The organism is Paenibacillus anseongensis (assembly GCF_009757995.1).
GTDB classification, from domain to species: Bacteria; Bacillota; Bacilli; order Paenibacillales; family NBRC-103111; genus Paenibacillus_E; species Paenibacillus_E chondroitinus.
Window position 1 is genome coordinate 203,055 of record NZ_WSEM01000039.1, and the last position, 25,305, is coordinate 228,359.

Annotated in this window: 19 protein-coding genes; 7 read left to right on the forward strand and 12 right to left on the reverse strand. The window is 45.9% G+C overall.

The annotated features are described in order from the left end of the window. Positions 1 to 27 precede the first annotated feature (27 nt). The 4 genes from GON05_RS36175 to GON05_RS36190 all read right to left on the reverse strand — a co-directional run bounded on the left by GON05_RS36175 (position 28) and on the right by GON05_RS36190 (position 6,244). The gene (locus GON05_RS36175) at positions 28 to 1,632 is read right to left on the reverse strand and encodes a response regulator (RefSeq protein ID WP_157326323.1); all 1,605 of its coding nucleotides are present in this window, start codon (positions 1,630 to 1,632) and stop codon (positions 28 to 30) included. Between the two features lie 20 nt (positions 1,633 to 1,652). Then, positions 1,653 to 3,395, reverse strand: a complete 1,743-nt coding sequence (locus GON05_RS36180; protein ID WP_157326324.1) for a cache domain-containing sensor histidine kinase — start codon at positions 3,393 to 3,395, stop codon at positions 1,653 to 1,655. A gap of 85 nt (positions 3,396 to 3,480) precedes the next feature. Continuing rightward, on the reverse strand, positions 3,481 to 5,268 hold the full coding sequence (locus tag GON05_RS36185; RefSeq protein WP_157326325.1) for a family 43 glycosylhydrolase: 1,788 nt from the start codon (positions 5,266 to 5,268) through the stop codon (positions 3,481 to 3,483). 112 nt (positions 5,269 to 5,380) lie between these two features. Next, positions 5,381 to 6,244, reverse strand: a complete 864-nt coding sequence (locus GON05_RS36190) for an AraC family transcriptional regulator (RefSeq protein ID WP_157326326.1) — start codon at positions 6,242 to 6,244, stop codon at positions 5,381 to 5,383. Positions 6,245 to 6,389: 145 nt separating this feature from the next. Here GON05_RS36190 and GON05_RS36195 point away from each other — a divergent pair, with 145 nt between their 5' ends. The 3 genes from GON05_RS36195 (at position 6,390) to gdhA (ending at position 10,306) form a co-directional block, all read left to right on the forward strand. Continuing rightward, entirely contained in the window at positions 6,390 to 7,904 is a 1,515-nt protein-coding gene (locus GON05_RS36195) for a sulfatase family protein (protein ID WP_157326327.1), read from the forward strand. Positions 7,905 to 7,918: 14 nt separating this feature from the next. Continuing rightward, the gene (locus GON05_RS36200; RefSeq protein WP_181646460.1) at positions 7,919 to 8,755 is read left to right on the forward strand and encodes an AraC family transcriptional regulator; all 837 of its coding nucleotides are present in this window, start codon (positions 7,919 to 7,921) and stop codon (positions 8,753 to 8,755) included. A gap of 180 nt (positions 8,756 to 8,935) precedes the next feature. Continuing rightward, a complete protein-coding gene (gene gdhA, locus GON05_RS36205) occupies positions 8,936 to 10,306 on the forward strand; it encodes an NADP-specific glutamate dehydrogenase (protein WP_246069088.1) in 1,371 nt (456 codons plus the stop codon). A 41-nt stretch (positions 10,307 to 10,347) separates the two neighbouring features. On the opposite strand, the gene GON05_RS36210 is transcribed toward gdhA, so the two are convergent. Continuing rightward, positions 10,348 to 10,800 (reverse strand): GNAT family N-acetyltransferase, encoded by a 453-nt coding sequence (locus tag GON05_RS36210; protein ID WP_157326329.1) that lies wholly within the window; start codon positions 10,798 to 10,800, stop codon positions 10,348 to 10,350. Positions 10,801 to 10,957: 157 nt separating this feature from the next. Next, complete coding sequence (locus GON05_RS36215) at positions 10,958 to 13,141, reverse strand: helix-turn-helix domain-containing protein (protein WP_185157272.1); 2,184 nt, start codon at positions 13,139 to 13,141, stop codon at positions 10,958 to 10,960. 425 nt (positions 13,142 to 13,566) lie between these two features. On the opposite strand from GON05_RS36215, the gene GON05_RS36220 reads away from it, so the two are divergent. From GON05_RS36220 to GON05_RS36235, 4 genes are all read left to right on the forward strand, one after another. After that, complete coding sequence (locus GON05_RS36220) at positions 13,567 to 14,463, forward strand: ABC transporter permease (protein ID WP_157326675.1); 897 nt, start codon at positions 13,567 to 13,569, stop codon at positions 14,461 to 14,463. Between the two features lie 22 nt (positions 14,464 to 14,485). Continuing rightward, positions 14,486 to 15,355, forward strand: coding sequence for a carbohydrate ABC transporter permease (locus GON05_RS36225; RefSeq protein ID WP_157326331.1), 870 nt, complete (start codon positions 14,486 to 14,488; stop codon positions 15,353 to 15,355). A gap of 40 nt (positions 15,356 to 15,395) precedes the next feature. Continuing rightward, entirely contained in the window at positions 15,396 to 16,922 is a 1,527-nt protein-coding gene (locus GON05_RS36230) for an extracellular solute-binding protein (RefSeq protein WP_157326332.1), read from the forward strand. Between the two features lie 94 nt (positions 16,923 to 17,016). After that, positions 17,017 to 18,240 carry a BNR-4 repeat-containing protein gene (locus GON05_RS36235; RefSeq protein WP_157326333.1) on the forward strand — a complete coding sequence of 408 codons (1,224 nt, stop codon included), beginning with the start codon at positions 17,017 to 17,019 and terminating at the stop codon, positions 18,238 to 18,240. A gap of 53 nt (positions 18,241 to 18,293) precedes the next feature. Here the strand turns inward: GON05_RS36235 and GON05_RS36240 are convergent, their stop codons facing one another. From GON05_RS36240 to GON05_RS36265, 6 genes are read right to left on the reverse strand one after another with little or no spacing between them, the layout of a single operon-like run. Further along, a complete protein-coding gene (locus tag GON05_RS36240) occupies positions 18,294 to 19,373 on the reverse strand; it encodes a dihydrodipicolinate synthase family protein (protein ID WP_157326334.1) in 1,080 nt (359 codons plus the stop codon). Continuing rightward, complete coding sequence (locus GON05_RS36245) at positions 19,373 to 20,389, reverse strand: NAD-dependent epimerase/dehydratase family protein (protein WP_181646494.1); 1,017 nt, start codon at positions 20,387 to 20,389, stop codon at positions 19,373 to 19,375. The genes GON05_RS36240 and GON05_RS36245 overlap by 1 nt, the downstream gene beginning before the upstream one ends. Further along, a complete protein-coding gene (locus GON05_RS40020) occupies positions 20,389 to 22,035 on the reverse strand; it encodes a TIM barrel protein (RefSeq protein ID WP_309492008.1) in 1,647 nt (548 codons plus the stop codon). Before GON05_RS40020 ends, GON05_RS36245 begins: the two co-directional genes overlap by 1 nt. Positions 22,036 to 22,088: 53 nt before the next feature. After that, positions 22,089 to 22,997: a Gfo/Idh/MocA family protein gene (locus tag GON05_RS36255; protein ID WP_157326336.1), complete on the reverse strand. Its 909-nt coding sequence runs from the start codon at positions 22,995 to 22,997 to the stop codon at positions 22,089 to 22,091. 34 nt (positions 22,998 to 23,031) lie between these two features. After that, entirely contained in the window at positions 23,032 to 24,213 is a 1,182-nt protein-coding gene (locus GON05_RS36260; protein ID WP_157326337.1) for an N-acetylglucosamine-6-phosphate deacetylase, read from the reverse strand. Positions 24,214 to 24,258: 45 nt separating this feature from the next. Next, positions 24,259 to 25,287, reverse strand: coding sequence for a Gfo/Idh/MocA family protein (locus GON05_RS36265; protein ID WP_157326338.1), 1,029 nt, complete (start codon positions 25,285 to 25,287; stop codon positions 24,259 to 24,261). Positions 25,288 to 25,305 lie beyond the last annotated feature (18 nt).

Below are 25,305 nucleotides of genomic sequence, written 5' to 3' on the forward strand. Positions count from 1 at the left end.
CTGATTCAACATATATGACATTTCATTCTACTTTTTTGATGTTTTCAAATGATCGATATAAGCTTGCGGCGTCATTCCCGTTATGCTTTTAAATACTTTAAAAAAGTATGTGTAGCTCAAAAAGCCAACCTCACTGCTTATTTGCTTGAGCGCATAAGCGTCGGATTCCATGAGCATGCAGCTTTTTTTAATACGGACGCGATTGATATATTCAGTAAATGTCATTTGTGTTTCCTCTTTGAACAATCTGCTTAAGTAGGACGGATTTAGATTGAGAGCACCGGCTGTGCTTTCCAAGGAAATATTGGCGGCATAGTTATCCGAGATGTATTGGACCGCTTTGCCAATATGACGTGAGTAGGATCCCCCAGCTTGCTGTTCCTTAATGAAATCTACAATCCGTGCGTAGTAAGACAATACCCACATCTCGATTTCGGAAACACTGCTCATCCGTCCAAATTCATTCCGAGTAGGGACTAGCTGCACATCTTCCCTGGCGATATGTGAAAATTGCCGTTTCAGCGACATCTCTATGAGCCGAAGCAATTCACTGACTATCGTTTGTACCGTCATTGCGTAGATGGGCTGATGTTTTACAGTGGCAAAGATGGTTGTAATGGTATGGCGGATCCTGTCCCCGTCTAGCTGCTCCAGGTAGAGAAGCAGTTGCTTCTTCTCTTCTATAATCAGAGCATCTCTTAGCGTCGCAGGGTGCATACCTTGATATAAAATATCATTCATCTCTTGATCAGCCTTGCGATAACTGGCGACAAGCTGCTTTAAACTCCCGCTTCGCGGGCCAATGATACAGACACATTTCAAATTAAGAAATTTTTCCAGGGAATGCGAAAGCGCGCTTACAGCTTGATTAATTTGGCTCGTTACGGCAAGTTCACTTCGCTCCTCGGATGAAAACAGAATAATAAATCGTCCCTCCCCCACATAACCTACCGTTCGTTTCTGAACGTCACCAATTGCCATTTGCATAACATCCGTCGCTTGCTGTACGAACCTATTTTTCTGAACATCATTTAACAACTCCGTCACTAACAGAAACGGTACAATTTGAACGGCGGCAGTTCCATAATTGACGGAATGCGTGTAGAGGTCATTATCTTTGGCATAAGCCTGCAATGATTCTTCAGCACCTTCCACATTTCTAGCCAAATTCGCCACATGTTCGCGAAGTATTACCGGGCTTAGGCTTTCGATGATTTGAGTTTGCACGCTGCGTGCTTTATGCTCCCGCGCTTCACTCTGCAGCTCCATAACGGCTCGATCCAGAAGCGCCAAAAGCGCGCTTGCGTTCAAGCGATGCTTGAGCAAATAATCCATGGCTCCATTCATTAGACAAGTACGAACATAATCGAAATCGTCGAAGCTGCTCAGCATAATCATTTTAACCATCGGAAATTGCTCTTTGATTCGGCGGCTGAGCTCTACCCCATTCATCGCCGGCATGCTCACATCCACAATGGCAATGTGCGGCGTATGCTGCTCCATCATAGAAAGGGCTATAGCGCCGTTCTGCGCTTCTCCGCAAATGGTGAATCCATGTTTTTCCCAGTCCAGCATTCCTTTCACATCGTTGCGGGCTAACGCCTCATCGTCAACCAATAAGACCTCAAACATTTTTCACCCTCCTGTTCACTTCACGTTATCATTGGAAATCTGATCTGCACTGTCGTAAATGCGTCAGGTTCACTATCTAGAAAAACACCATATGGCTCCCCGAAAAGACGAACAATTCGCTCATGTACATTGCGCACTCCCATGCCGCTAAAGCGTGTATTTGTGTTCGCTTCGAAGAGCGCCTTGATCTGATCTTTCGACATCCCTTTGCCGTTATCTCGGACATCGATTCTCAATTCCTTGTTCTCCTCATAGATGCGAATCAACACTTCGCCCTCGCACTCCGTGCCGGAGAGCCCATGAATAATGGCGTTTTCCACAAGAGGCTGGAGCATCAGTTTCAACACGCTAAGCTGCAAAAGCTCATCATTTTCAACTTCAATCATCAGATGGACGGGTTCTACATATTTGTATTTTTCAATGGTCACATAGCTACGGACATACTGAAGTTCTTCCTGCAGCGTAAGAAATTCATTCGTATTCCCAAGCACACCGCGCATGAGCTCAATCAATGATTCAGATACTTCCACAATGTTCGGCACCCCGTTTAACTTAGCTAAATATTTCACCGTATTCAGAGTGTTATATAGAAAATGAGGACGAATTTGTGCCTGCAGAACAGCCAATTCCGCTTCACGTTTCTCCTTTTCCGTTGTCATGATTCCCTCAAGTAAACGCTTTAATTGTTCCACCATGCTTTTGAAAACTTGATACAGCTGACCGATTTCATCCTTGGAATGGATTTCGACAGTCGGCAGCGACATATTGCCTTCCATGACATGCATCATCATCGATCTTAACCTGCGAATATTTCTCGTCATTCGGGAAGAAACCTGTAAAGTACCGATGACAATGATTATAAAAACGATAATGGCTACAGTGGCTAACATATGACGGATTCGTGCCGTTTCGGTTAAAAGCGACTTCATGGGTACGAGCGCAAGCGTTGACCACCCTGTATACTCTGATTTACGCATGACGACGAGATAAGAGGTTTGGTTAATGATCCTTTCAACCGCACCGTCTGAACCGTTAAGTTCCTCATTGAGCTTCATGATCGTTTCTTGATCAAGAGCACTTGTGCTCGGTTGATAGATAAACTCGTTTTTCCTGTCTACGACATATAACATACTATCCGATGTAGGTTTAACATCATAAATTTTTCTAACAATTTCGTCATTCAAATCAAACATGACCATACCAATTAAATTTCGGTTATATCGGAGTTCACGCCCGGTCACAATGGAATTATTAAAGCCCGGTTGATGAAAATAGGCGTGGCCCGATCCATTTTGCAGCAAATCGTCCATCATCGGTGTGAATAAAATGTTTTTGTCGAGCCACGGGGAACCTACAAAAAATACCTTTTCATTCAAGCCGATAACGGCTACCCTCGATATGTATGGCTTATAAGCAATCAGGGCGGATAAAAACTCCTCGATTCGTTTTTGTTCCTGAAACCACTCGAAGCTCGGTTCTTCTGTCTTGCTAAGCAGTGTGTCCAGTACGGTTTTATTCGTAGCAACCACCGTGTTTAATCGGCTTACTTCTTCTAGTCGGAGATTCAAGGATTCGTCTGCTTGGCGGATACTTTCCGTCACAGACGTGATCGCATTGTTCTTGACCGTTTCTCTCATATACAAATAAACGATGCTCGTCACGGCCACGATGCCCAGCAGTGTTACTAAACTGAAGGCGACGAAGATTTTCCCCTGAATGCTTACCGTAGGTGAAATTAACTTCTTCAAGGAGGAAAACTTCATAGGTAGGTGCTCCCTTCTACTGCGCTTAGATTAGAAAAAAACATGAACCCTGCCCGGCAGCCCGAGCTAGATTCATGCTTTTATATTACTCACAACTAGGCGTTATGCATAGCCCTTGTCCATCTTCCTCCGCATCAAGAAGAACGATTCCCGGGCGCGTCCGGAAAGGTGCCGTGCGATCGTTCCCAAAAAAGGTGGACCAAAGTCTGCCGTCTCGATCGATAAACATCGTCCCGTGGCCTCCATGAGGCACCCCCACACGTCTAGGCGTATATGGTCCATAAATGTGATCCGCTACGGCATACATTAAATCATAAGTGCCGTCTACCCGTTTGTCGCCATTCCATTCCGCCGCACCAAGGATATACTTCCCTTGATATTTTACGATGAAAGCACCTTCATAACCGACGCGTTGTCCGTCTGAACACAGCAGCTTGCGGGGCTCTTCCGCGAATCCCGTCATATTCTTTTTCATTCGAGCTATTTTCCCATCCTGCCAGACAAAATACACCTCGCCATCGCTATCCTGGAAAAAGCTTGAATCAATATCCGTATTCGTCATGCGGCCCATATCGATATAAGGACCTTCAGCGTCTCCGGACAAGCTTTTGATTAACCCAGTACCCCCGCCTTGTAGGGAATATGTGATCCAGAATGTCTCATACAAATAGATCATCTCAGGTGCCCAGAGACACGGATTCTTATAAATATGGTTCTCCCATGAACCGTTCTCGGACAGATCCCATACTTTCGCAACATGATGCCACTCCTGCAAGTCAGATGACCTCCACAAGTGCAGCTGATTATTCCGGTCCCAAAAGTTGCGATGCGGCTTATCGGATGTCCCTGTCATATAATAAGTGCCATCAGGTCCGGTGCTTATATGAGGATCTCGAATTGGAAAATCAGCAACAGGTTTGAGACCGCCCACTGCACCCTTCTCCAGCACCACGGCCTCCGTTGGTCTTATGAATCCAGGACTGGCAAAAGTCATTGCCACGACAGCCGGATAATGCTCAACCAATGAATATTCGCCACTACCTGTAAATGAGGCATAAATCTGATGTTCAGGTCCATCGAACAGACTTATTTGCCCGCCATGGGGAAGCGCCAAATATCTCCGGCTGTAGGGGCCATAGATGGAATGACTGACAGCAACAAACGTATCCACTGCCTCGCTACCCATCCGAGTAAAACGATCGGCACAAAACATGGCATAGGTTCCATCTTTTTTGTATAAAAAAGCACCATATGCTCCGACTTGCAAAGTACCCATATACGAAGGATCATCTTCTCGTCCTGCGACTTTCCACGGCTGTACCTCAATCATCCTCGGAACTTCAGCTAAACCGGTCATATCTTCATTCATACGAGCAATTAGACCTTTGCTATAAATCCAATAGACAGCTCCGTCTTCATCTTCAAATAACGAGGCATCCTGCCCATCCGTTGTCATCTTTCCCATATCTTCGTATGGCCCCAACGCGGAATTCGACGTGGATCTAAGCAAACCGGTACCACCCTGGCTTAACCCGTATGTAACCCAAAACGCTCCTTTTACATAGCGTATTTTCGGCGCGCAAATGCCAGCTGTGCCTGTCCCTTCTTTTTGCCATGTCCCCTCCAGCTCTAAGCTCCATACGCTTACTGGTTCTGTCCATGTCTTTAAGTCCATCGAAGTCCACACAAGCACATTAGTACCATCAACCGTTCCAGTCAAATAATACGAATGCTCCGGTCCGGTACAAATACTCGCGTCCTTCAAAGGAACATCGATCAATCGTTCAATACTTACCGCATTTTCTGAATAGCTGGTACAGGCAGCCCATTCCGTTTCAGGATGTGGAGGCTGTATGATAAAATCGTTTTCCATTGGATTCTTCCTCTCCTAATCGCCGTATGCCTAAGATAAGTATACCGTGCTTTGTCCAAACTCTTAATATAGAAAGCTGCGCATGAGGTGAGGAAAACGGACATCGAACACATCACGGCATATTTTCAGGAGAGTAGCCATAATAGTTGCGAAAAGCTCTTGAGAACGAATATAGACTCGGATAGCCGACACTATAAGCGACTTCAGTGATCGTCCGATCCTTTAAAGATATCGATGCTGCAGCCTTTTCCATTTTGAGACGGTATAAATAACGATTTGGCGATACGCCGATACGCTTCTTGAAAATATCAGAAAAGTATGATCGATGAACCCCCGCCTCTTCAGCAACCTCTTTGATGCTGATTCCTTCCAACGCATGCAGCTGCATAAAATCAAGGGATCGCTTTAACCAAGGAAGGTCATCTACGTTGCTCGTTTTCTCATCACTTATTGTCTTGCCCCCTTTCATAAGGACAGCAAAAATTCCATACAATTGTTCCTGAAGTTCGGTTGAAAAGCCAATGTCCTCCGCTTCATCCGGTTGATCGGAGATGAACTGCAGGAAAGCATACAGTTTTGTCCAGACTTCCCGGCTGCATCTTGCACGTAATACGGGAGTCGTTTGTGTTAATCCAAGCGAATGCAGCAGCGTCAAAGCTTGCGGACCTTGAAAAGCTATCCAAATAAGCTTCAAGGTCTCTTTCTGATCATAGATACGGTAGGAATACGATTCATCCGGAAAGAAACAGCAAAGATCATTCGGTTGAAGAATCGCTTCCCCGTTTTCGGATTGAAGAAGTAATTGACCTTCCACTACGAAGTGCAGACTGTAGCATTCAATTCTTTTAGGCCCGACCTGATAGTTCGATTTGGCAACGTTATGCCCAACACGAATACACCACAAGCCGCTCATTTTTATAAAATCATTAGGATTTAAGTAATGGTGTTGTGCATATTCGTGGGGAAATTCCTGCATCGTATATTCACCTCAGACTTGATAGATGACTTTAAGATTATCATACCTAACAAAATGTTAAACGTATACGTTTCTATGATATTTTAATTTTTACATATCCGCCTTATTCTTAATATAGAATTTCGAAACATGGAGGAGTTATTGGATGAAGAAACCTAATATTTTGTTAATTACTAGTGACCAGCAGCATTGGAATACGTTAGGTGCTTTTAACTCGGAAATCAAAACGCCGAATTTGGATCGTTTGGTGAAGGAAGGAACGACTTATACGCGTTCTTATTGTCCAAACCCGACTTGTACGCCGACCAGAGCATCCATCATTACAGGCATGTATCCAAGCCAGCACGGAGCATGGACACTTGGCACAAAGCTGTTAGAGAATGTGCATACGGTCGGCGAAGATTTTCGTGAAGCCGGTTACAATTCCGCACTTGTCGGTAAAGCTCATTTTCAACCTTTAGCTTCTACAGAACAATACCCATCTCTCGAAGCTTATCCGATCTTACAAGATCTTGATTTTTGGAAAAAGAATAACGGCCCCTTCTACGGCTTCGATCATGTAGAACTGGCTCGTAATCATACGAATGAAGCGCATGTCGGACAACATTATGCTCTTTGGATGGAAGAAAAGGGCTGCATGAACTGGCGTGATTATTTCCTGCCGCCAACTGGGACGATGGATCGCTCCATTCTTCACAAATGGCCTATTCCAGAGCAATATCACTACAATACCTGGATTGCTGAGAGAACTAACGCGCTTCTGGAGCAATATAAAGAAGAAGATCAAAGCTTTTTCCTTTGGTCCAGCTTCTTTGACCCACATCCGGATTATTTGGCACCTGAACCGTGGGATACGATGTATGATCCCGATCAACTGACCATTCCAGAAGCCACTCCTGGCGAGCATGACCAAAATCCACCCCATTTTCAATTAACCCAGTTGGAAAATCCTGATTTTCAACCCTGGCAGGAAGGTGACTATGCCGTGCATGGCTATCATTCCCATTCAGCCTTGTATTCCGAGCAAGACCGTAAACAGTTGGTCGCAACCTACTATGGCATGATCAGTCTAATGGACAAATATATTGGAAATATATTGGATAAGCTTGATGAACTAGGCCTCGCGGATAATACAATCGTAGTATTTACAACGGACCACGGGCACTTCTATGGTCAACACGGCCTTCAGGCCAAAGGCGGTTTCCATTACGAGGATCTCATCAAGATTCCGTTCATGGTTCGATATCCCGGCCAAGTTCCGGCTGGAGTTACTTCGCCTGCCATTCAGTCATTGGTAGATCTGGCCCCTACCTTTCTCTCACTATGCGGCATTACGATTCCTCACCATATGACAGGTGTAGATCAGTCACAAGTTTGGCGCGGTCAGCAAAGCCAAGCCAGGGATCATGCGATTTGCGAGTTTCGTCATACCCCAACGACGATTCATCAAAAAACCTATGTGGATGAAAGATATAAAATTACCGTGTATTATAACCAAACCTATGGGGAAGTTTTTGATTTGCAAGAAGATCCGGGTGAAATCCGCAATTTATGGAATCTTCCTGAATACCAGACCCTGAAATCGGAGCTTTTGTTGAAATATGCGTGGGCGGAACTAGGTAAAGAATCTATGGCGATGCCTCGGGTTTGGCATGCATAAAGAGGATGAAGAACGTGAATAAGCTCGGAAAGCATGGACCTATCTATCATCTGCCGCAGGTAGGAGACCCTCCTCCCCTAAGCGTACAGTTCTTGGGGGTAAATTACTGCGAATCGGATTATTGCAATATTCGAGAGCTTGCGCAAGTAACTGTTTTCGGTTTGGTACGTTCAGGACAAGGAAGCGTTACGGTTGGCACACGAACCTTGACTGCGCGTCAGGGAGATGTCTTCATCCTCCCTGCCGGCTGCTACCATGAAGTTGTCTCAGACCCTCAGCATGAGGAGCAATGGAGCTACATATGGTTAAACATTAGCGGCAACTGGATTCTTAAGATGCTCGAAGCCTATCAATTGCTTCCCCATATCGTCGTGCAGAATAGCGGATTAGCCCCTCTTTTTCACGAGGCAATCGACAACGCTAAACATACATCCGCCCAGGAGCTGCAAACTGAGCTTCAGATCATCCTTATGCGAATCATCGTTTGCCTCTCTGAGGTATTGCGAAAACAAGGCGATACTTTAACGTCAACGGTTCAATCTATCAAACAATTTCTGAATAACAGTGTCTTCTCTCCTTACGACACATCGGAGCTCTCTTCTCAAATTGGTGTTTCTACCAGACATATGAATCGCTTATTTAAAAAAGAGGTGGGAACTACCCTCTATAACTATGTCATTACTAAAAAGATAGAATCCGCTAAACGCATGCTGGTCGACACGCAATTGACCATAAGTGAAATTGGATACAAGCTGGGATATTTCGATCCCCATTATTTTTCGAACCTGTTCCACAGCAAAACAAATGTGAGACCTAGTGACTTTCGGAAGACATTTCGTGAAATGCAATAAAAATAGCCGCGAGGACTTTTTCCTCGCGGTCTTTTTTTTGACTTTGAATGGGCACTTCATTCACCCAACGGAGTAAGCTTACATGACATGTAAATTTTAATTGATCAAATGCTTCGGATAAGGTAAAACTATTATAATAAACTTTTTTAACTATACTTGATTATGAAGGCGGATGAGATTGTGATAGTACAGGTCGATAACGAAACAATTGCAAGTGAATACGTACACGGCGTATACGAAACAGTGGTAAAACGTAATCCTCATGAGAAAGAGTTCCACCAAGCAGTGAAGGAGATCCTTGAATCCCTGATTCCTGTTCTCTCCAAACATCCGAAGTACATGAAACATGGTATCCTTGAACGAATTGTCGAGCCGGAGCGCTTGGTCACTTTCCGCGTGCCATGGGTGGACGACCAAGGAGTTACACATGTGAACCGCGGTTTCCGTGTGCAATTTAACAGCGCGATTGGACCTTACAAAGGTGGTTTGCGTTTTCACCCTTCCGTTAATGCCAGCATCATCAAATTCCTTGGGTTTGAACAAACCTTCAAAAACTCCCTTACTGGACAGCCAATTGGCGGCGGTAAAGGCGGCTCCGATTTCGATCCTAAAGGCAAATCCGATAATGAAATCATGCGATTTACACAAAGTTTCATGACGGAGCTTTATAAATATATGGGACAAGATACAGACGTACCTGCCGGCGATATTGGCGTTGGCGCTCGGGAAATCGGCTTCATGTTCGGTCAGTACAAAAGAATTCGTGGTGCATACGAGGCTGGTGTTTTGACTGGCAAAGGGATTATCTATGGCGGTAGTCTGGCACGTACAGAGGCAACGGGGTATGGTTGCGTTTACTTTGTAAATGAAATGCTACAGTCCAAAGGCCTTAGCTTTAAGGACAGCACTGTCGTAGTTTCCGGTTCAGGCAACGTTGCTATCTATTCCATGCAAAAAGCGATGCAGCTTGGCGCTACAGTCGTGGCTTGCAGCGATTCCAATGGCTATATTTATGATAAAAATGGAATCGACCTAGACACCGTACGCCGCTTGAAAGAAGTGGATAGAAAGCGAATCAGCGATTATGTCAACGAGCACCCTACTGCTACTTACCATGAGGGTTGTGACGGCATTTGGACGATTCCATGCGACATTGCTCTACCGAGCGCGACGCAGAACGAGATCAACGAGGAATCGGCTAAGATTCTGGTAAGAAATGGCGTACAAGCGGTTGGCGAAGGCGCAAACATGCCATCCACTTTGGAGGCCATTGAGGTATTCCTGAAGGCAGGCGTGCTCTTCGGGCCAGCTAAGGCAGCGAATGCCGGTGGTGTTGCCGTATCCGCGCTTGAAATGTCTCAGAACAGCATGCGCTACTCCTGGCAATTCCATGAGGTAGACGATAAGCTTCATGCCATTATGAAAAATATTTACAAAAGCGCTGTTCAAGCGGCAGAGGAATACGGCCACCCGGGCAATCTGGTTGTAGGCGCTAATATTGCAGGCTTTACAAAAGTCGCAGACGCGATGATTGCACAAGGTGTTGTTTAGGCTCTAGAAGATCAGGTTGCCACATAAGCTGGCAGCCTGTTTTAGTTTTCACGGAATGTCTTTATGAAATTTTTCTGGTCCTTCGTAAACTGATACCCTCGTTGCTCGTAGAAATGGTGCGCCTGTACACGAGTTGGATGCGATAATAGTTTGATCCCCGAATACCCGGCATCCTTGGCCCACTGTTCAAGGCTTTCAATCAATATGCCGCCAATCCCTTGACCCCGGTACTCCACATTGACAACGAACCCCAGGATGTTTACTAGCGAGTCAGCAAACAGTAATTCATAGGGACTGCCATGAATATATCCAATCACTTCGTTATGTTGTTCATACACAAAGATGACATCTTTTGTTTTGGTTGTAAGGGTGACTAGCTTCTCTTTTACTTTCTCTTCCGTAAAGACAGATAGATTCGGATTAAAGTGTTGGTTCAACAAATAAATATTCGGATAATCAGAAACCCTGACTTCTCTGACATTCGTATCTCTCAACTCGGAACATCCCCATTCTTTACATGTTGTGTCACCTTTTCGCCAAATAAGGAACATCTCCATGTACTATTCGCTCTTCTTTTTCATTAACCTCCTCTTTTACAAATTTTTAAAAATAATAAAAATAGACCCCTAGCTGCGAGCTAAGGGCCTTCATTTAACTGACTTCGTCTTCCGTGCGTTTCTCCCTGCGAAATTCGCGTGGCGGCATCCCCGTAAATTTCTTGAACATCCTGTTGAAGGAATTAATGTTCTGGTATCCTGAACTGCTGGCGACGTCCTGTATTCTCAGGTCCGTTTCCAGCAGCATTTGCTGCGCCACCCGGATTCTTACGCCATTAATATAATCAATGAAGTTTTCCCCCGTCTTCTCCTTGAAGTACGTGGACAAATAGCCTCCAGTAATATGTAGGTGCTCGGCTACAATATCCAGCGTAATATCTTGAGCAAAATGCTTGTTCACATAGTCCACAACAAAATCAATGACTGGATCTTCATTTTTCTGATTACTTCGAATCTCCTCACAGGCCGCAACAAGCAGTTGACTGAAAAATTTGCGATAATGCCGACCCGAATAAAAACTTTGACTCGTGCTCAATCCGGCGATAACGGGTTGTATGGCCCGTTCGTCTAACCGCAGCACATGGAATGCTTTGCGTACCTTTTGTACAATATCAATTAAAAATTCTTGATATTGCAGCACCGTTTCACACTTGCGTTCCATAAGAGCAAGCTGGCGATCCAGCAGATGCAGCAACTCCTGCGTATTCCCTGCTGCCAGATTGCAGTCGAATTGCTGTTCTTGCGCAGACGTTAGCAAATGTACAGATTGACGACCAGCATGCTGACGAACAATTTGCGTATCTTCGTTCAGCTTTCGTTCTTGCAGCAGTTTAACCGTCTGCTCATAGGCCTCCGTGAAATCAAACGACTGCGGAAATGCCGGTGAAATCGCGATGGTCAAGAAATAGAAATCAGCGTCATGAGCCACGACTTTCAATAATTCTGTCATATAAGCATCCAGACGAGAATCGTCAATTTCATTGATAACCGATAACATTTGCCGACTCTCGATTTGAATCGTTAATGAAGCGGGGAATACCTTAAGCAAGCTATGATTGATAAACGTATAAATGCTGTAAGTTAAAGGGCCCGGCTCTTCTTTCATTTCCTCCCAGAACCTATCTTTGTACGTAATCTCGTACACGACGAAACGATATGCCTGTGTGGAAATCATATCAATAGCTCCTGGAGAGCCGCTATATATTTTCTTTAGTTTATTCAAGTAACTGTACGACAAGAGCTGAATATTCTTTTGAGCCAGATCCGACTGAATCCTTGCATTCGTCTGCAGCATATCGTCCAGCTTCTGACCGATTAACTTAAACTCGCGAATATTGCTTTTAAATCGAACATCCTCGCCTCCTGCCGTCTGCAGCGAGGAAACCAGCTGCTTAACCGGGCGGTTAAAGCGAACACTGAATAGTACAGATATAACAACACTCACGATCAGGGAAAGAATGAGTAGAACAAATAGTGTCAGATTAAGCTTTGAAATCTGCTTCGAAATGCTGGCACTAGGTATGATATTTATATACGTGTACCCGCTGTTCTGTCCGGTCTGATAAAAGTAATAGGTATTGTCACGCAGCAAATACGTTTTGTCTACCGGCAGTTCTGGAAGCTCCTCTCGCTTAGCCAACCCTCCCGTTGAAAACAAAGGTAAACCCTGCTTGTCCAAGATGATGAAATTGGCATTCACAGAACGATGAAAAGCTTCGAATAGCTGATTCGCATCCATCATCGCAACGATGTAGAAGTCCTCATTTTGCCAGTGCTTAAGGACATAAGGGATGAACAATCCCTTGGTTGTCACATCACCCGCTTTATGAAAAGAATGCTCATAAAATTTGGACATGGGAAACATCTTGGCACTATACGTTTCGTTGAATTGCTTTTGCCAGAAAGAATCCGGGTAATCGGTGCTGGCATAGAACTTTTCGAACAACGATGCTCTGTCATTGGTCCCTATTCTGCTTAACGTTAATGAACCTTCCTTGAAGACAATAATGGCATTGTCTACATAGATCAAAGGATTACCAACAACCTTGATAATCTCCTGCTTGACCCTATCCAGCAGCGCATAACGAGCATTCCCGCTGGCCTTCTGAAGACGATCCACGTCATCGTTAAAATAAAGAGCATACATTTGCTTCTGGACGAGTTGAAAATGTTCCTCATATCTCTCTGAGGTAAATCGGATGTTCTGAGCGTTATAACTAATGATCTCATTTCTAATATTGTTCTGGAAAAATGTAAATGACAAATAATTAAAAGACATCAACAGCACAATGACAGTGAGAAAACCTAGCAGCAAACGAATGAGCAAGGAAGACGTTCTAGATTGGACTCGCGAAAGTAAACGTATCCTACTCCCCTCCATATCTGTTTTTATGGTCTTTCCTATCTCAATGTATTTATCATCTACGAGAAGTCTTATTTAAATAATACGGAAAAAAGCCAATTTTGCCTATTCACTTTTTCACGAAAACTTAACATATTTACGAATTTCATAGATGAGGGGACAATTCGGAATTATTATGGATTACATTCTATACGAACGGTGCTATGCTAATTTCGAAATAACAAGAACACTAGCACCTTCAAGTACTCATGATCGGGGGGGATACTCAAATGAATAAGTTAGACGCAGCTGGAGCAAATCCGGAGACTTCCTTACCGGGCGTTCCCGGTCGAACTGTTCTAATGTGGAGGAAGATCGCAAAAAGCAAGAGCTTGCTTCTCATGTTCTTACCTTGCTTGCTGTATTACTTAATTTTCAAGTATTTGCCTATGTTCGGAATTGTCATTTCGTTCAAGGACTATAACCTGTACAAAGGGATATGGGCCAGTCAGTGGGTTGGACTTAAGTATTATAAGATGTTCTTCCATAGTCCGGATTTTTGGATCATTTTGCGTAATACATTTCTACTTGGCATCAATAAACTTATTTTCGGATTCCCTGCCCCTATTATCTTGGCCTTGCTTCTTAATGAGGTCAAGAACATGGTATTCAAACGTTTTGTTCAAACCGTCAGTTATTTACCGCACTTCATCTCTAATGTCGTAGTTGCAGGAATGGTCGTTTTGTTCTTATCCCCTTCTCAAGGTTTTGTTAACCACATGATTCAATCCTTTGGCTTTGAACCGATTCATTTTATGATTAAACCTGAGTTGTTCCGATTCATTTATGTCGGTTCAGAGGTTTGGCAGCATATTGGATGGGAGGCCATCATTTATCTGGCTGCGCTTTCTTCCATTGATCCTTCCCTCTATGAAGCTGCTGATATAGACGGCGCCAGCCGCTGGAGGAAGCTTTGGAACGTCACACTGCCGGGTATTTCCACGACCATCATCATATTGTTCATCCTTAATGTCGGTCGAGTGCTGGAAATAGGCTTTGAAAAAGTGTTCCTGCTATATAACCCTGCCACCTATGCTACCGCCGATATTCTAAGCACCTATGTGTATCGTACAGGGCTTGTAAGCGGTAATTTCAGTTACGCCGCCGCTATAGATATGTTCACTGGGATTGTATGTTTTTTCTTCATCTATAGCACGAATGCACTAAGCCGGCGCCTATCACAAACAAGTCTGTGGTAACCCTTGAGGAGGATTCTTCCATATGACACGCTCCAAAATCACTTTATTTTCAGTTGTTAACATTGTCATCCTTCTAGGAGTTGTCCTGCTTACACTGTATCCATTTATCTACATGGCCGCTGTTTCACTAAGCAGCAACATTCATGTGCTCAAAGGAGAAATCAGCTGGTATCCAAAAGGCTTCAATATAGACATGTATAAGGTCGTTTTAAAAGATCCGCGCATTGGCACCGCCTACTGGAATACGATTGTTTACGTCGTGTTGGGCACTACCCTTTCACTTGTTATCACATCGCTAGGGGCTTACGCGCTTTCCAAAAAAAATATGGTATTCGGGCGTGGATTTACCATGATCATTATATTCACCCTCTTCTTCAGCGGTGGGATGATCCCTACTTTTCTAGTTGTAAAAGAACTCGGCGTTATCGACACGGTCTGGGGCATGGTACTTCCTGGCGCTGTAAGCACATGGAATCTGCTCATCATGCGAACCTTCTTCTCCAATATCCCGGCAGAACTGGAGGAATCGGGGCAAATGGACGGACTGAGCGATTTCGGCGTTTTCTTCCGAATCGTCGTCCCTTTGTCTCAAGCGGTATTCGCCACTATCGGTTTGTTCTACGCGGTAGGATTATGGAACAATTTCTTACTGCCGCTGCTATATCTACGTGATCAAGAGCTTTTCCCCTTGCAGGTCATTTTGCGCAACATCGTTCTTGCCGGCCAGTCAAACCAAGCGGATATTGCCGCAGTTGGCGATGCCAATGTTGTGCTGGAGGAACCGCTGAAGTTCGCAACAATCATGGTTTCCACAGTTCCCATCCTTCTCGCCTACCCTTTCCTGCAGAAGTATTTTGTCAAAGGCGTTATGATCGGGGCGGTCAAGTCTTAGGTAGTGAGAAATTAGAAAAATGAAAAGGAGAGGTTCACGCATGAAGAAATGGACTACGACACTTGGATCCCTATTAATCAGTGCCTCGATGTTAGTTGGCTGCTCAGGAACCACATCTACCCCAACAGCGACGGACGCAGGCGGTACAACAAATCCTGCTGTCAAGACGGAAAAACCCAAAAATACGTTTACCATGTTACTAGAGGTTCACCCGAATTGGCCGTATAACAAGGACTGGGTTGTCTGGAAGTGGATAGAAGAGAAAACCGGTGCCACATTCAATGTTCAGCTTCCGTCCGGAGAACTGAAGGATACTATTAATCTGAATGTCGCCTCTGGTAACATGCCTGACATCACCTTTTTCAACCCTCGCGCAGACGCTGATAAATTTGGACAGCAAGGGGTTCTCGCCAACATTCTGGATTATAAAGATGTCATGCCGAATTTAACCGCTTGGCTGAAGAAATATCCTGACATCGCGAAAGCTGCTTTGGCCGCTGACGGTAAAATGTACATGCTTCCCAATGAAGGCTTCGGTGAAACGAATCGTGTCATCTGGATGTATCGAGAAGATATTTTCAAGAAAAACGGACTTAAACCTCCTGCCAATTATGAGGAACTGATTACTGTAGGCAAAAAGCTGAAGGAACTATACCCTAACAGCTATCCATTCTCCTTCAGAAGCGGAGCCAATCTTGGAATCCTTAACTTTGCCACCGCACAATTCGGTACAATGAATGGTTTGTTCCAGGATGAGAAAACCGGCAAGGTGCGCTACGGACCTATTGAGAACGAATACAAGAAAATGATCGAGTTCTTCCAACGTATGCAAAAAGAAGGGCTTATTCCGCCGGACTGGCTGACTTTCAACGTGCAACAATGGCAAAATGCCGTATCGAATGACCAAACGTTCATGATACTCGATTATATCGGTCGTCTGGATCTGTTTAACATCCCTATGAAAAAGACGAATCCTAGCTTCAATCTTGCATTCATGCCTCCTCCTGAGGGCGTTCCAGGATTTAGCGTAAACCCTTATACACACATTTTGGAAACAGGCATGACCTTCTCTTCCAAATCCAAGAAAGTCAAGGAAGCGCTCCAGGCTTTCGATTGGTTTTATAGTGAGGAAGGGAAAGAATTGCTCAGCTGGGGCAAAGGCGACGAAGTGTACATCACTGAGAATGGGCAAAAGAAATTGCGCCCTGAATATCTGGATATAACCGATGTTCGCAAAAAGACGGGACTAGCGACGAACGGAACCTACACTTGGTTTAATTATGACGCTCATCTAATTCCTGCTACACAAGAGCAGCGTAATGCCTATGATTTGGCACGCAAGCATGACAGTGTCTACCATGTGAGACCACAGTATATTGAAAGCGAGCTGTCCAATGTTTCCTTGCTGCAAGCAGCCGTAGACAAGCACCGCAACGAGCAAATTACCAAGTTCATATTAGGTCAACGCAGCATGGATGAGTGGGATCAATATGTTGCCGAAGCTAAGAAGATTGGTGTAGACGAGCTGATGAAAATCACGCAAACCGCTTACGACCGACTCAAATAATCTGTTATTAAAACCGGGAAACAAAGAACGCCTTACCGGGAGCTGCCGCTTCCCAGTATGGCGTTCTGTTTAATCAGAGATAAGGAGAATGCAGATGAATTCACTCTTAAGTTTGACGCAAGAATTCACATCCGACGGGGCATGGTGCTTTTTCGCCGACCCTCGCGCGCTCTACTATCAGGGACAACATCGTAGAACGTATGTCGGCTGGTTGAATAGCATAGGAGATGTATGGATTGGCTATTACGATCACGTGCTGGGTGCTTACGAGACTTTCTTGATCCGTTCTGTTCTTCAGCAGGATGATCACGCCAACCCATCCCTGTACATAGACGAATCCGGACATATCACAATCTTTTATTCCGCTCATAATGGGTCCAAGATGTACTATCGGACAACACGGTTGCCGGAAGACCTCTCCTCCTTCGGAGCGGAGATGCAGCTTCCTGCGAATACCGATGGACATTACGGCTACACCTACCCTACTCCAATCTATCTATCGGAAGAAAAAAGGCTCTATTTGTTCTGGCGTGGAGGCAATTTCAAGCCTAATTTTAGCGTTTCCACTGATTTGGTACACAGTGAATGGTCCCCTGCGCGCACGCTGATCATGGACAGCGGTCAACGACCTTATATCCGATATGCCTCCAATGGAAAAGACACAATACATTTCTCTTGTACCGATGGACATCCGAATATTGAACCTTATAACAGTATTTATTATGCCCGTTATCGAGAAGGAGCAATTTATCGCGCAGACGGCTCGTTAATCAAACAAACGACAGATTTACCGCTTGAACTATCCGAGATAGACAAGGTGTTCGACGGTACAAGTGCACAACGCAATGCCTGGATTTGGGATATTGCCGAGGATGAGCAAGGATATCCCGTCATCGTCTATGCCATATTTGAATCCTTGGAGGATCATCGTTACTACTACAGCCGTTGGAATGGCGCCCAATGGGTGACGAATGAAATCACGTCGGCTGGCCGCTGGTTTCCTCAAACCCCTGAAGGAGTTCATGAGACCGAGCCCTATTATTCAGGCGGAATTATTCTGGATCACTCCGATCCATCCATCGTGTATGTATCGCGGGAAGTACAGGGGACGTTTGAGATCGAACGGTGGTCATCTTCCGATCTTGGAGTCACGTGGTCATCTGCACCTATTACGGTAAATTCTTCCACCCACCAGGTGCGGCCATTCCTGACTCGTGGCAGCCAGGATGGCCAAGCCCTCCTCTTCTGGATGAATGGAGAATACATACACTATACGAATTACAAGACTTCTATACGGTTCGACATTCAGAAAAAATGAAATATTCAAAAAAGAGTTAAGCACGCTGTAGGTGCTTAACTCTTTTTCTTTGGCTATTTATTTATAAGCCATTCCTTCAAATGCTTTGTAACAAACTCATCATCGTTTAAATGCGGATAATCCGCATACATCCGGTCAATCTCTTCATCTTGGCCTGGAGACAATACCTCATTAGGGTTCAGGCACCATGTCCCTTTTAACAATCCTTGACGGCGCAAAACTTCATGTATCCCAGGAATGCAGCCTTCAAAATGGTGCGCCGGGTCAAAAAATGCCGCATTCGTCTCCGTTACCTCGATATTACGAGTCAACCACGCTTTGTCAATCTGACCGGCATTTCTCGCTTGCTTGATTTCCTCCAGCAGCTCAACTGCCTTTTGCGTCCAAACCGCCCAATGTCCCAGAAGCCCACCGACAATGCTTTTTTCCACAGGAGTACCATCGACTTGAAATCGGTAGGTTGTCAACAAATCGTTAACAATATTATCATCATTGCCCGTATACAGAGCAATCTCGTCACGACGGCTTGAATAACAGACGGCCCGCGCGACATCAATCGTTTGGTAACGATTAAACGGCGCCATTTTGATCGCGACAATACCTGGAATATCAGCAAACTGCCGCCAAAAATCAAAGCTGAATGTACGCCCGCCTACCGATGGCTGTAGATAAAAGCCGATGACCGGCATTTGACCGGCCACCGCTCTCGTTCGCTCCAGAATATCCGCTTCCGTCCAATCCTGCAAACCTCCCATGCTAAGGAGCCCTGCATCATACCCTAGCTTAAGCGCCAGCTCCGATTCTGCTAGCGCCTGCTTCGTAGGACCGCATATTCCTGCTACTTTAATAAAAGGACGCTCCAAACCCGCTCTGTCTACCTCCTCTGAAGCCATTCGGAGCACCGGCTCCAGCAGGTTGACGTCTTTATTTCGAATTTCAAATTGGGTTGAATGTACGCCAACTGCAATTCCTCCTGCGCCTGCCGCCATATAATAACGCGTTAATGCACGCTGATGCTGTTCGTCCAGCTGACGGTTTTCATCCAATGCCAGAGGATGTGCAGGAATCACAAGCCCTTCATGCAGCGCTTGCAGCTTGGTCTGAGACAAGCTTCTGCTTAAATTGGAAGGCATTAGAATTTCCCCTCCCTTTCCTGGAAGTGAGTATCCTTATTCCAGGTTGCGCCGTCATTTGCGACCCATTCGGCAGTCCAATCCAACATTCGGAGAAGTGTCACCCGCGGATAGCCGAATCGTTGAAAAGCTTTAGAGGCATTATTTAACAACGCATCCTCCGCTTCCTGCCCAACAATGACAGGTTGAGTGCCCAGCCGCTTACCAAATTCCTGAGCGATCCAGCGCATCGACATCGTTTCCGGACCTGTTATATTTAAAACATTCGGAGGACTTGAACAAATGTTCAAACTCCTCAGAGCCATTTCGTTGGCGTCTCCCTGCCAAATGCAATTCGCATGCCCCATGGTCACATCGATGGGCTTACCTGCTTTTACGGCTTTGGCAACCTCCAGCAGTACACCATATCGAAGATCAATTGCATAATTCAGCCGATAGATGACCATCGGAATCTCATATTTCCGGGAAAAATACTCAAAAATACGTTCACGACCAAGCGTTGATTGGCCATATTCTCCAAGCGGAGAGGGAGCTTGTGATTCTGTTGCACCACCCTGGAACACGGGGGTAAACGGATAAATATTCCCGGATGAAAAGACCACGATGCGGGAATTTTTAAACTTTTCCGCTACACGTCCCGGCAAGTACGCATTCATTGCCCATGTGAAATGCTCGCGTCCCGTTGTCCCGAACTTATTGCCAGCCATGTAGATGATATTTTTCACATCAGGAAGTTTCTGCAACTGCTCATCATCCAGCAGATCGCACGCAATCGTGTGGATACCCTCCTGTTCCAGCTGCTCTTTCAAGCCAGGCTCCGAAAAACGGGAAACACCCCAAATTGTTTTTTCAACACCTGCTTTCTTCAACGCATTCCTAGCAAGTCTCGCTAAGCTTGGCCCCATTTTCCCGCCAATACCTAGCAGCATGATATCCCCCTCCACCGCAGCGAGATCCTGAATTAAAGCTTCTGACGGCTCCGCAAGCTTGGCTTCCAATTCTTCAATTGATCGAATCATGCCTGACCTCCTTGAGTTGATACTTGAGGTACTTGCAGCATTCCATACGAATCTCGATCCACATACAAGGTGCAATCCGGATGTGTGCGCAGGATGGATGCCGGGCAGGAGGTACTTATCGGTCCGCGAAGTGTTTGTTCAACAGCAGCACGTTTGGTTGATCCTGGAACGATGCAGAATAAGTGCGCGCCAGCCATCATCGTCGGTATGGTCAAAGTTAATGCATGGGTAGGCACGGCATCAAAGTCCGGGAAGCAGCCATCATTGACCTGCTGTTGGCGACAAGGAGCATCCAGTTCAACCGGCTTAATGATGAAGCTGTCTTCGAAATCGGCCACAGGAGGATCATTAAAGGCAATATGCCCGTTTTCCCCGATACCGAGGCAAATGATATCAATGGGTGCAGCCGCAATCAGGTCGCTATAGCGCTGACATTCCTGCTCAATTGTCGTAGAACTCTGAATCAAATGAAGCTCCCCTGGCTTAACCAATTTGAACAGTCTATCGGTTAAAAACTGACTGAATTTTTGCGGTGCATCATCAGGAAGACCGATATATTCATCCATATGAAATGCGGTGATACGCGACCAGTCGATACCTTGCTGATTCACGAGTTCCGCCAAAAATTCATTTTGAGAAGGAGCTGCAGCAAAAATCATTCTTACTTGGTCTTTTTGAGACAGCAGCTCTTTGATCTTCGTTGCTGCCGCTACAGCTGCTGCAGCTCCCATGATCTGGCGATTTTCAAAAACTTTCACCTTAAGATGTTCTGCTGTTTCTTCTTTCAGCGACGGATGGCTAAACAGCTTTCTCAATCCCTCTAAGGATTGCTTGGTGCCCTCCATTTTGCTGCCGCCAGGAGGAATGTAATGAGTCTCTATGACATATAGCCCCGAGTATCCCTCTTTCTCCAAATCGTGAATTTGTTGCACGTACGGAACTCTACCGGAACCGATCGGTACGCAGGAGGGCTTGCCGCCGTTCTCGATCAAGGCATCCTTCAGATGAACGTGAGCTAACAGTTCCTTCACTTCGTTATAAACTTCGGGATAAGACCAATGCTCTCCTAAAGCTTCATTGCCAGGATCCCATAAGGCTTTCAAGCTTGGAGCGTTGACCTTCCGAATAAGTTTAGCTACTTCGAACGCATAACCTCCGTTGCAGGAGCCTTCGTTCTCTAGCAATAAAGTGATGTTGTGACGTGCAGCAATTTCAGCTGCTTTTTTCAAATGGCCTGCGACTTCATCTACGAACTGATCAGGTTCTTTCTCTCTCCAAAAGGAGAATATCCGAATAAGGCTCGTGCCAAGTTTATTTGCTATTTCAATTGTACGAGCAAGCTTATCAAAATGTGTTTCGACGCTCTCTTCCTCCTGCCCGAACCTGTCTCCAGCTTCAACAGGACGAGATGGATCAAGTGCGCATTTAAATAAAGGTGAAGCCAATGCAGAGATGTGCAGGCTTCGATTATCGACTTCTTGACGAACCTGCTCTACCTGCTCATCCGTCAGATTGGCTATATTTATACCGTCCACCATGCGAATTTCCACGTATTTTAAGCCTTCGGCTTGTATCCAATCCAGTGCTTCTATGAAATCATGGCTTACTTCATCGCTAATGACGCCAAGGCGGTCCCATATCATAAGTTTTTACACTCCTTCAAATTATGCAGATTGTATGTTTGGTAAGAGATATGTTAGAGCTTCACCGTTTTCCCAGTAGACCGGCTCTCGTTCGCCGCTTCAAGGAAGCGGATGATCTCAACTGTTTCTTGAGCATCAATAGATGGCGTTCCTAATTGGAACATGGCTACCGCCGCCTCGACTAGACCGGCATATTTCGGTTTCGGATGCTTGTCGCCATCTACGAATTCCGTTTTGTTCAAGCGGTGGATGACAGCCCCAAACGTTTTATTTCCCTGCCTGTTGCCGCGAATTGTCCCAATTCGGCCATCCTCCCAAACACCGACGGCCAGTTCATGGAACTCGCTTGTGCTTGCGGTCACCTGAACACACCCTTTTCCCATAATGCGATACAACATTTCTGCAGAGTGAATGCCGTACCAGAACAGGCCGGGCTGTGTTGGCTGTAGTTCCGCCGGTCCGTAGCAATCAGCGCCAATAATATCAGCTGTATTCTCTGTTAGGGCATCAACAAGCCCTTGTTCATAACGTAGCGATGAAGCACTCATCAAAGGTACGTTATACTCGGCCGCCAACCGCACGATTTCCTTGGCATCAGAAGTCGAAACGGCAAACGGTTTATCGATGAACACAGGCTTCCTGTAGGGAGCAATTTTCCGAAACTGTTCCAAATGAACGCGACCGTCCACAGAAGTTAGTAAGATCGCATCAGAACGTTCCGCTACTGCCTCAGGAGAATCAAGCAGCTGCACACCGTACTCGTCGCGAATCGAACTGGTGAACCGCTCCAGCCTCGAATAGCTCATTTCAAAATCAGGTGATCCGCCGGGAAAAGCATAAGTGACTTTTCCCCCGGGAACGTGAAACTCATGATCTTGCTCGTTTAGCAGTTTAGTGAAAGCCGTGCAATGGGAGGTGTCAAGCCCGATCATCCCGATGATCATCGATTTTGGGGTAGTCATAACAATCAGCCCTTTCTGTGCTTTTCAGCTATTTTTATGCGCGTGATACGAGATTTCCCTCTTTATATGTGCTCAAAATATGTAACGAACCGTCGTCCTTAAACGCAAACAACACGAGATCCGCCGGAGCATGCTGTTGAAGTCCTATAGCTGTCTGCAGGCCCATTAACTCCGATGGCCGGATTGAAGCCATATCCCAGGCATCGGCCAAGCTGCATAAGCCTTTTTTCACCAAATGCTGAATGCCCCACACCAGCATTTGGGCGGAGCCTGCCAGCACCTTGGCATTTTCAGCCAAATGCAGCTTGCCATCTGGCGCCAGCACGACCTCGCCGCCAATATGCGTGGTATAACGTCCCGGTTCAAGTCCGCTCAAATAGACGGCATCACTGACGAGAATCGCTTTGTCGCCTTTTACCCGCATGAACACTTTCAGCACCGATTCCGGTAAATGGAATCCGTCAGCAATCATACATGCCCAGAGCTCATCTGCCGCCAACTGCTCCCATATGTAATTCGGATGCCTTGGCAGCATCAGGTGAGCAGCGTTGCCGAGATGCGTGGACACCTTTGCCCCGGCGGCTACCGCTGAACGAATTTGTTCGGGCGAAGCGTTGGTATGCCCAATAGACACCGTAACACCACTTGCGGTACAGCGCCAGATAAATTCGTCCGATTCTGGCCATTCCGGTGAAATCGTCACGAAGGTAATACGACCTCCCGCAGCTTCCTGCCACTGCTGGAACAACGCCCAATTCGGAGCTGTAACATACGGTTTCCCATGCGCTCCGCGCGGTCCATCTTCGGGTGAGATAAACGGACCCTCCAGATGTATACCGCGAATGCAGCTATCCGATAAGGGATCCGTGCGACAAGCTTCGGAAATGGAACGTAATATCTGACTAATCTTGTCAGCACTGTTCGTGATTACTGTTGGATAATAGGTTGTGACACCCTTGTTCCAAAGATCACGCGTCAGCTCCATGACTGTCTCCTTCGCTAACGGAGCTTGATTGAAATCTCTACCTGCGTAGCCGTTGATTTGCAAATCAACCAGACCGGGGCCGATCCTTGGCAGCTGCTCCTGAAGCTCAGTTTCCAACAAGCAAATACTCTCAATATGTCCATTAGCGATGGTTACTTCTATCGGCAATCCTGTACGGTAATGTATCCCTGTAACTACGGTCTTCCCTTCACGTCTTGTCTCTTCCGGCAACCCTATCCCCCCTACGTTTCCCTACGTCAAGTCATCAGCAGAGGACTATTTCAACATAATCTCTTTCCCGCTCCGTGCCGATTCATAGATAGCGAGAATTAAATCGACAGCTTTCCTGCCTTCTTCCCCCGATACCAGGGGATCCCTGTCCTCACGAATAGATTGGATTAAATCATCAACGAATATAAAATGACCGTCATTGGCGATATGGGAAGGATCATTTTTGGCGCTAACTCTTGGCTCCACCTTAGGCGCTTCTTCTTCACTATCAGCAATTTTCCACTGCTTGAACCCCGTATCGTCAAAAATGATCGTGCCTTTCTCCCCGTGAAGGTCGAAGCGCGTCTCCTGTCCCGGATACACAGAGGTAGTTCCTTGTATCACCCCGAATGCTCCGTTCTTATATTTCACAACGGCTACTGCCGTGTCTTCCACTTCAATCTCGCGAACCAGCGCGGACGAATAGGCAAAGACAGATTGAACATCGCCCATCAGCCACTGAATCAAGTCGATGCCATGCACACCCTGATTCATCAGGGCTCCGCCGCCATCGATAGCCCAAGTGCCGCGCCAGCCGGCGCTTTTGTAATACTGAGGGCTGCGATAGCTTTTCTGGTAAGCATCGCCAAGCACCAGCTTACCCAGCTTGCCAGCCTCTATGGCTTTTTTCGCGACAATAGACGCCTCCGTTACGCGACGTTGAAATACGCAGCCGAGCTTCACATTTGCTTTGCGGCAAGCATCGATCATAAGCGTCATACTATCCGCAGTGATATCAAGCGGCTTTTCGCACAACACATGTTTGCCTGCCTGTGCCGCCGCAATAACGACTTCCGCATGATAGCCGCTTGGTACCGCTATCGTAACAGCATCAATATCATCACGCTTCAGCAGCTGCTGGTAGTCCTGATACACATGCGGAATTGAAAAATCTGCAGCTAATTTTCCAGCCTTTTCAACTTCAACATCAGCGATGCCAACTAATTCTGCTTGGGAGTTACCCTGAATAGCCTTCGCATGAGAGGGAGCAATCACTCCGGCTCCTATAACAGCAAATCTCATTTTTTCGCTCATATCCTCAATCCTCCTGTA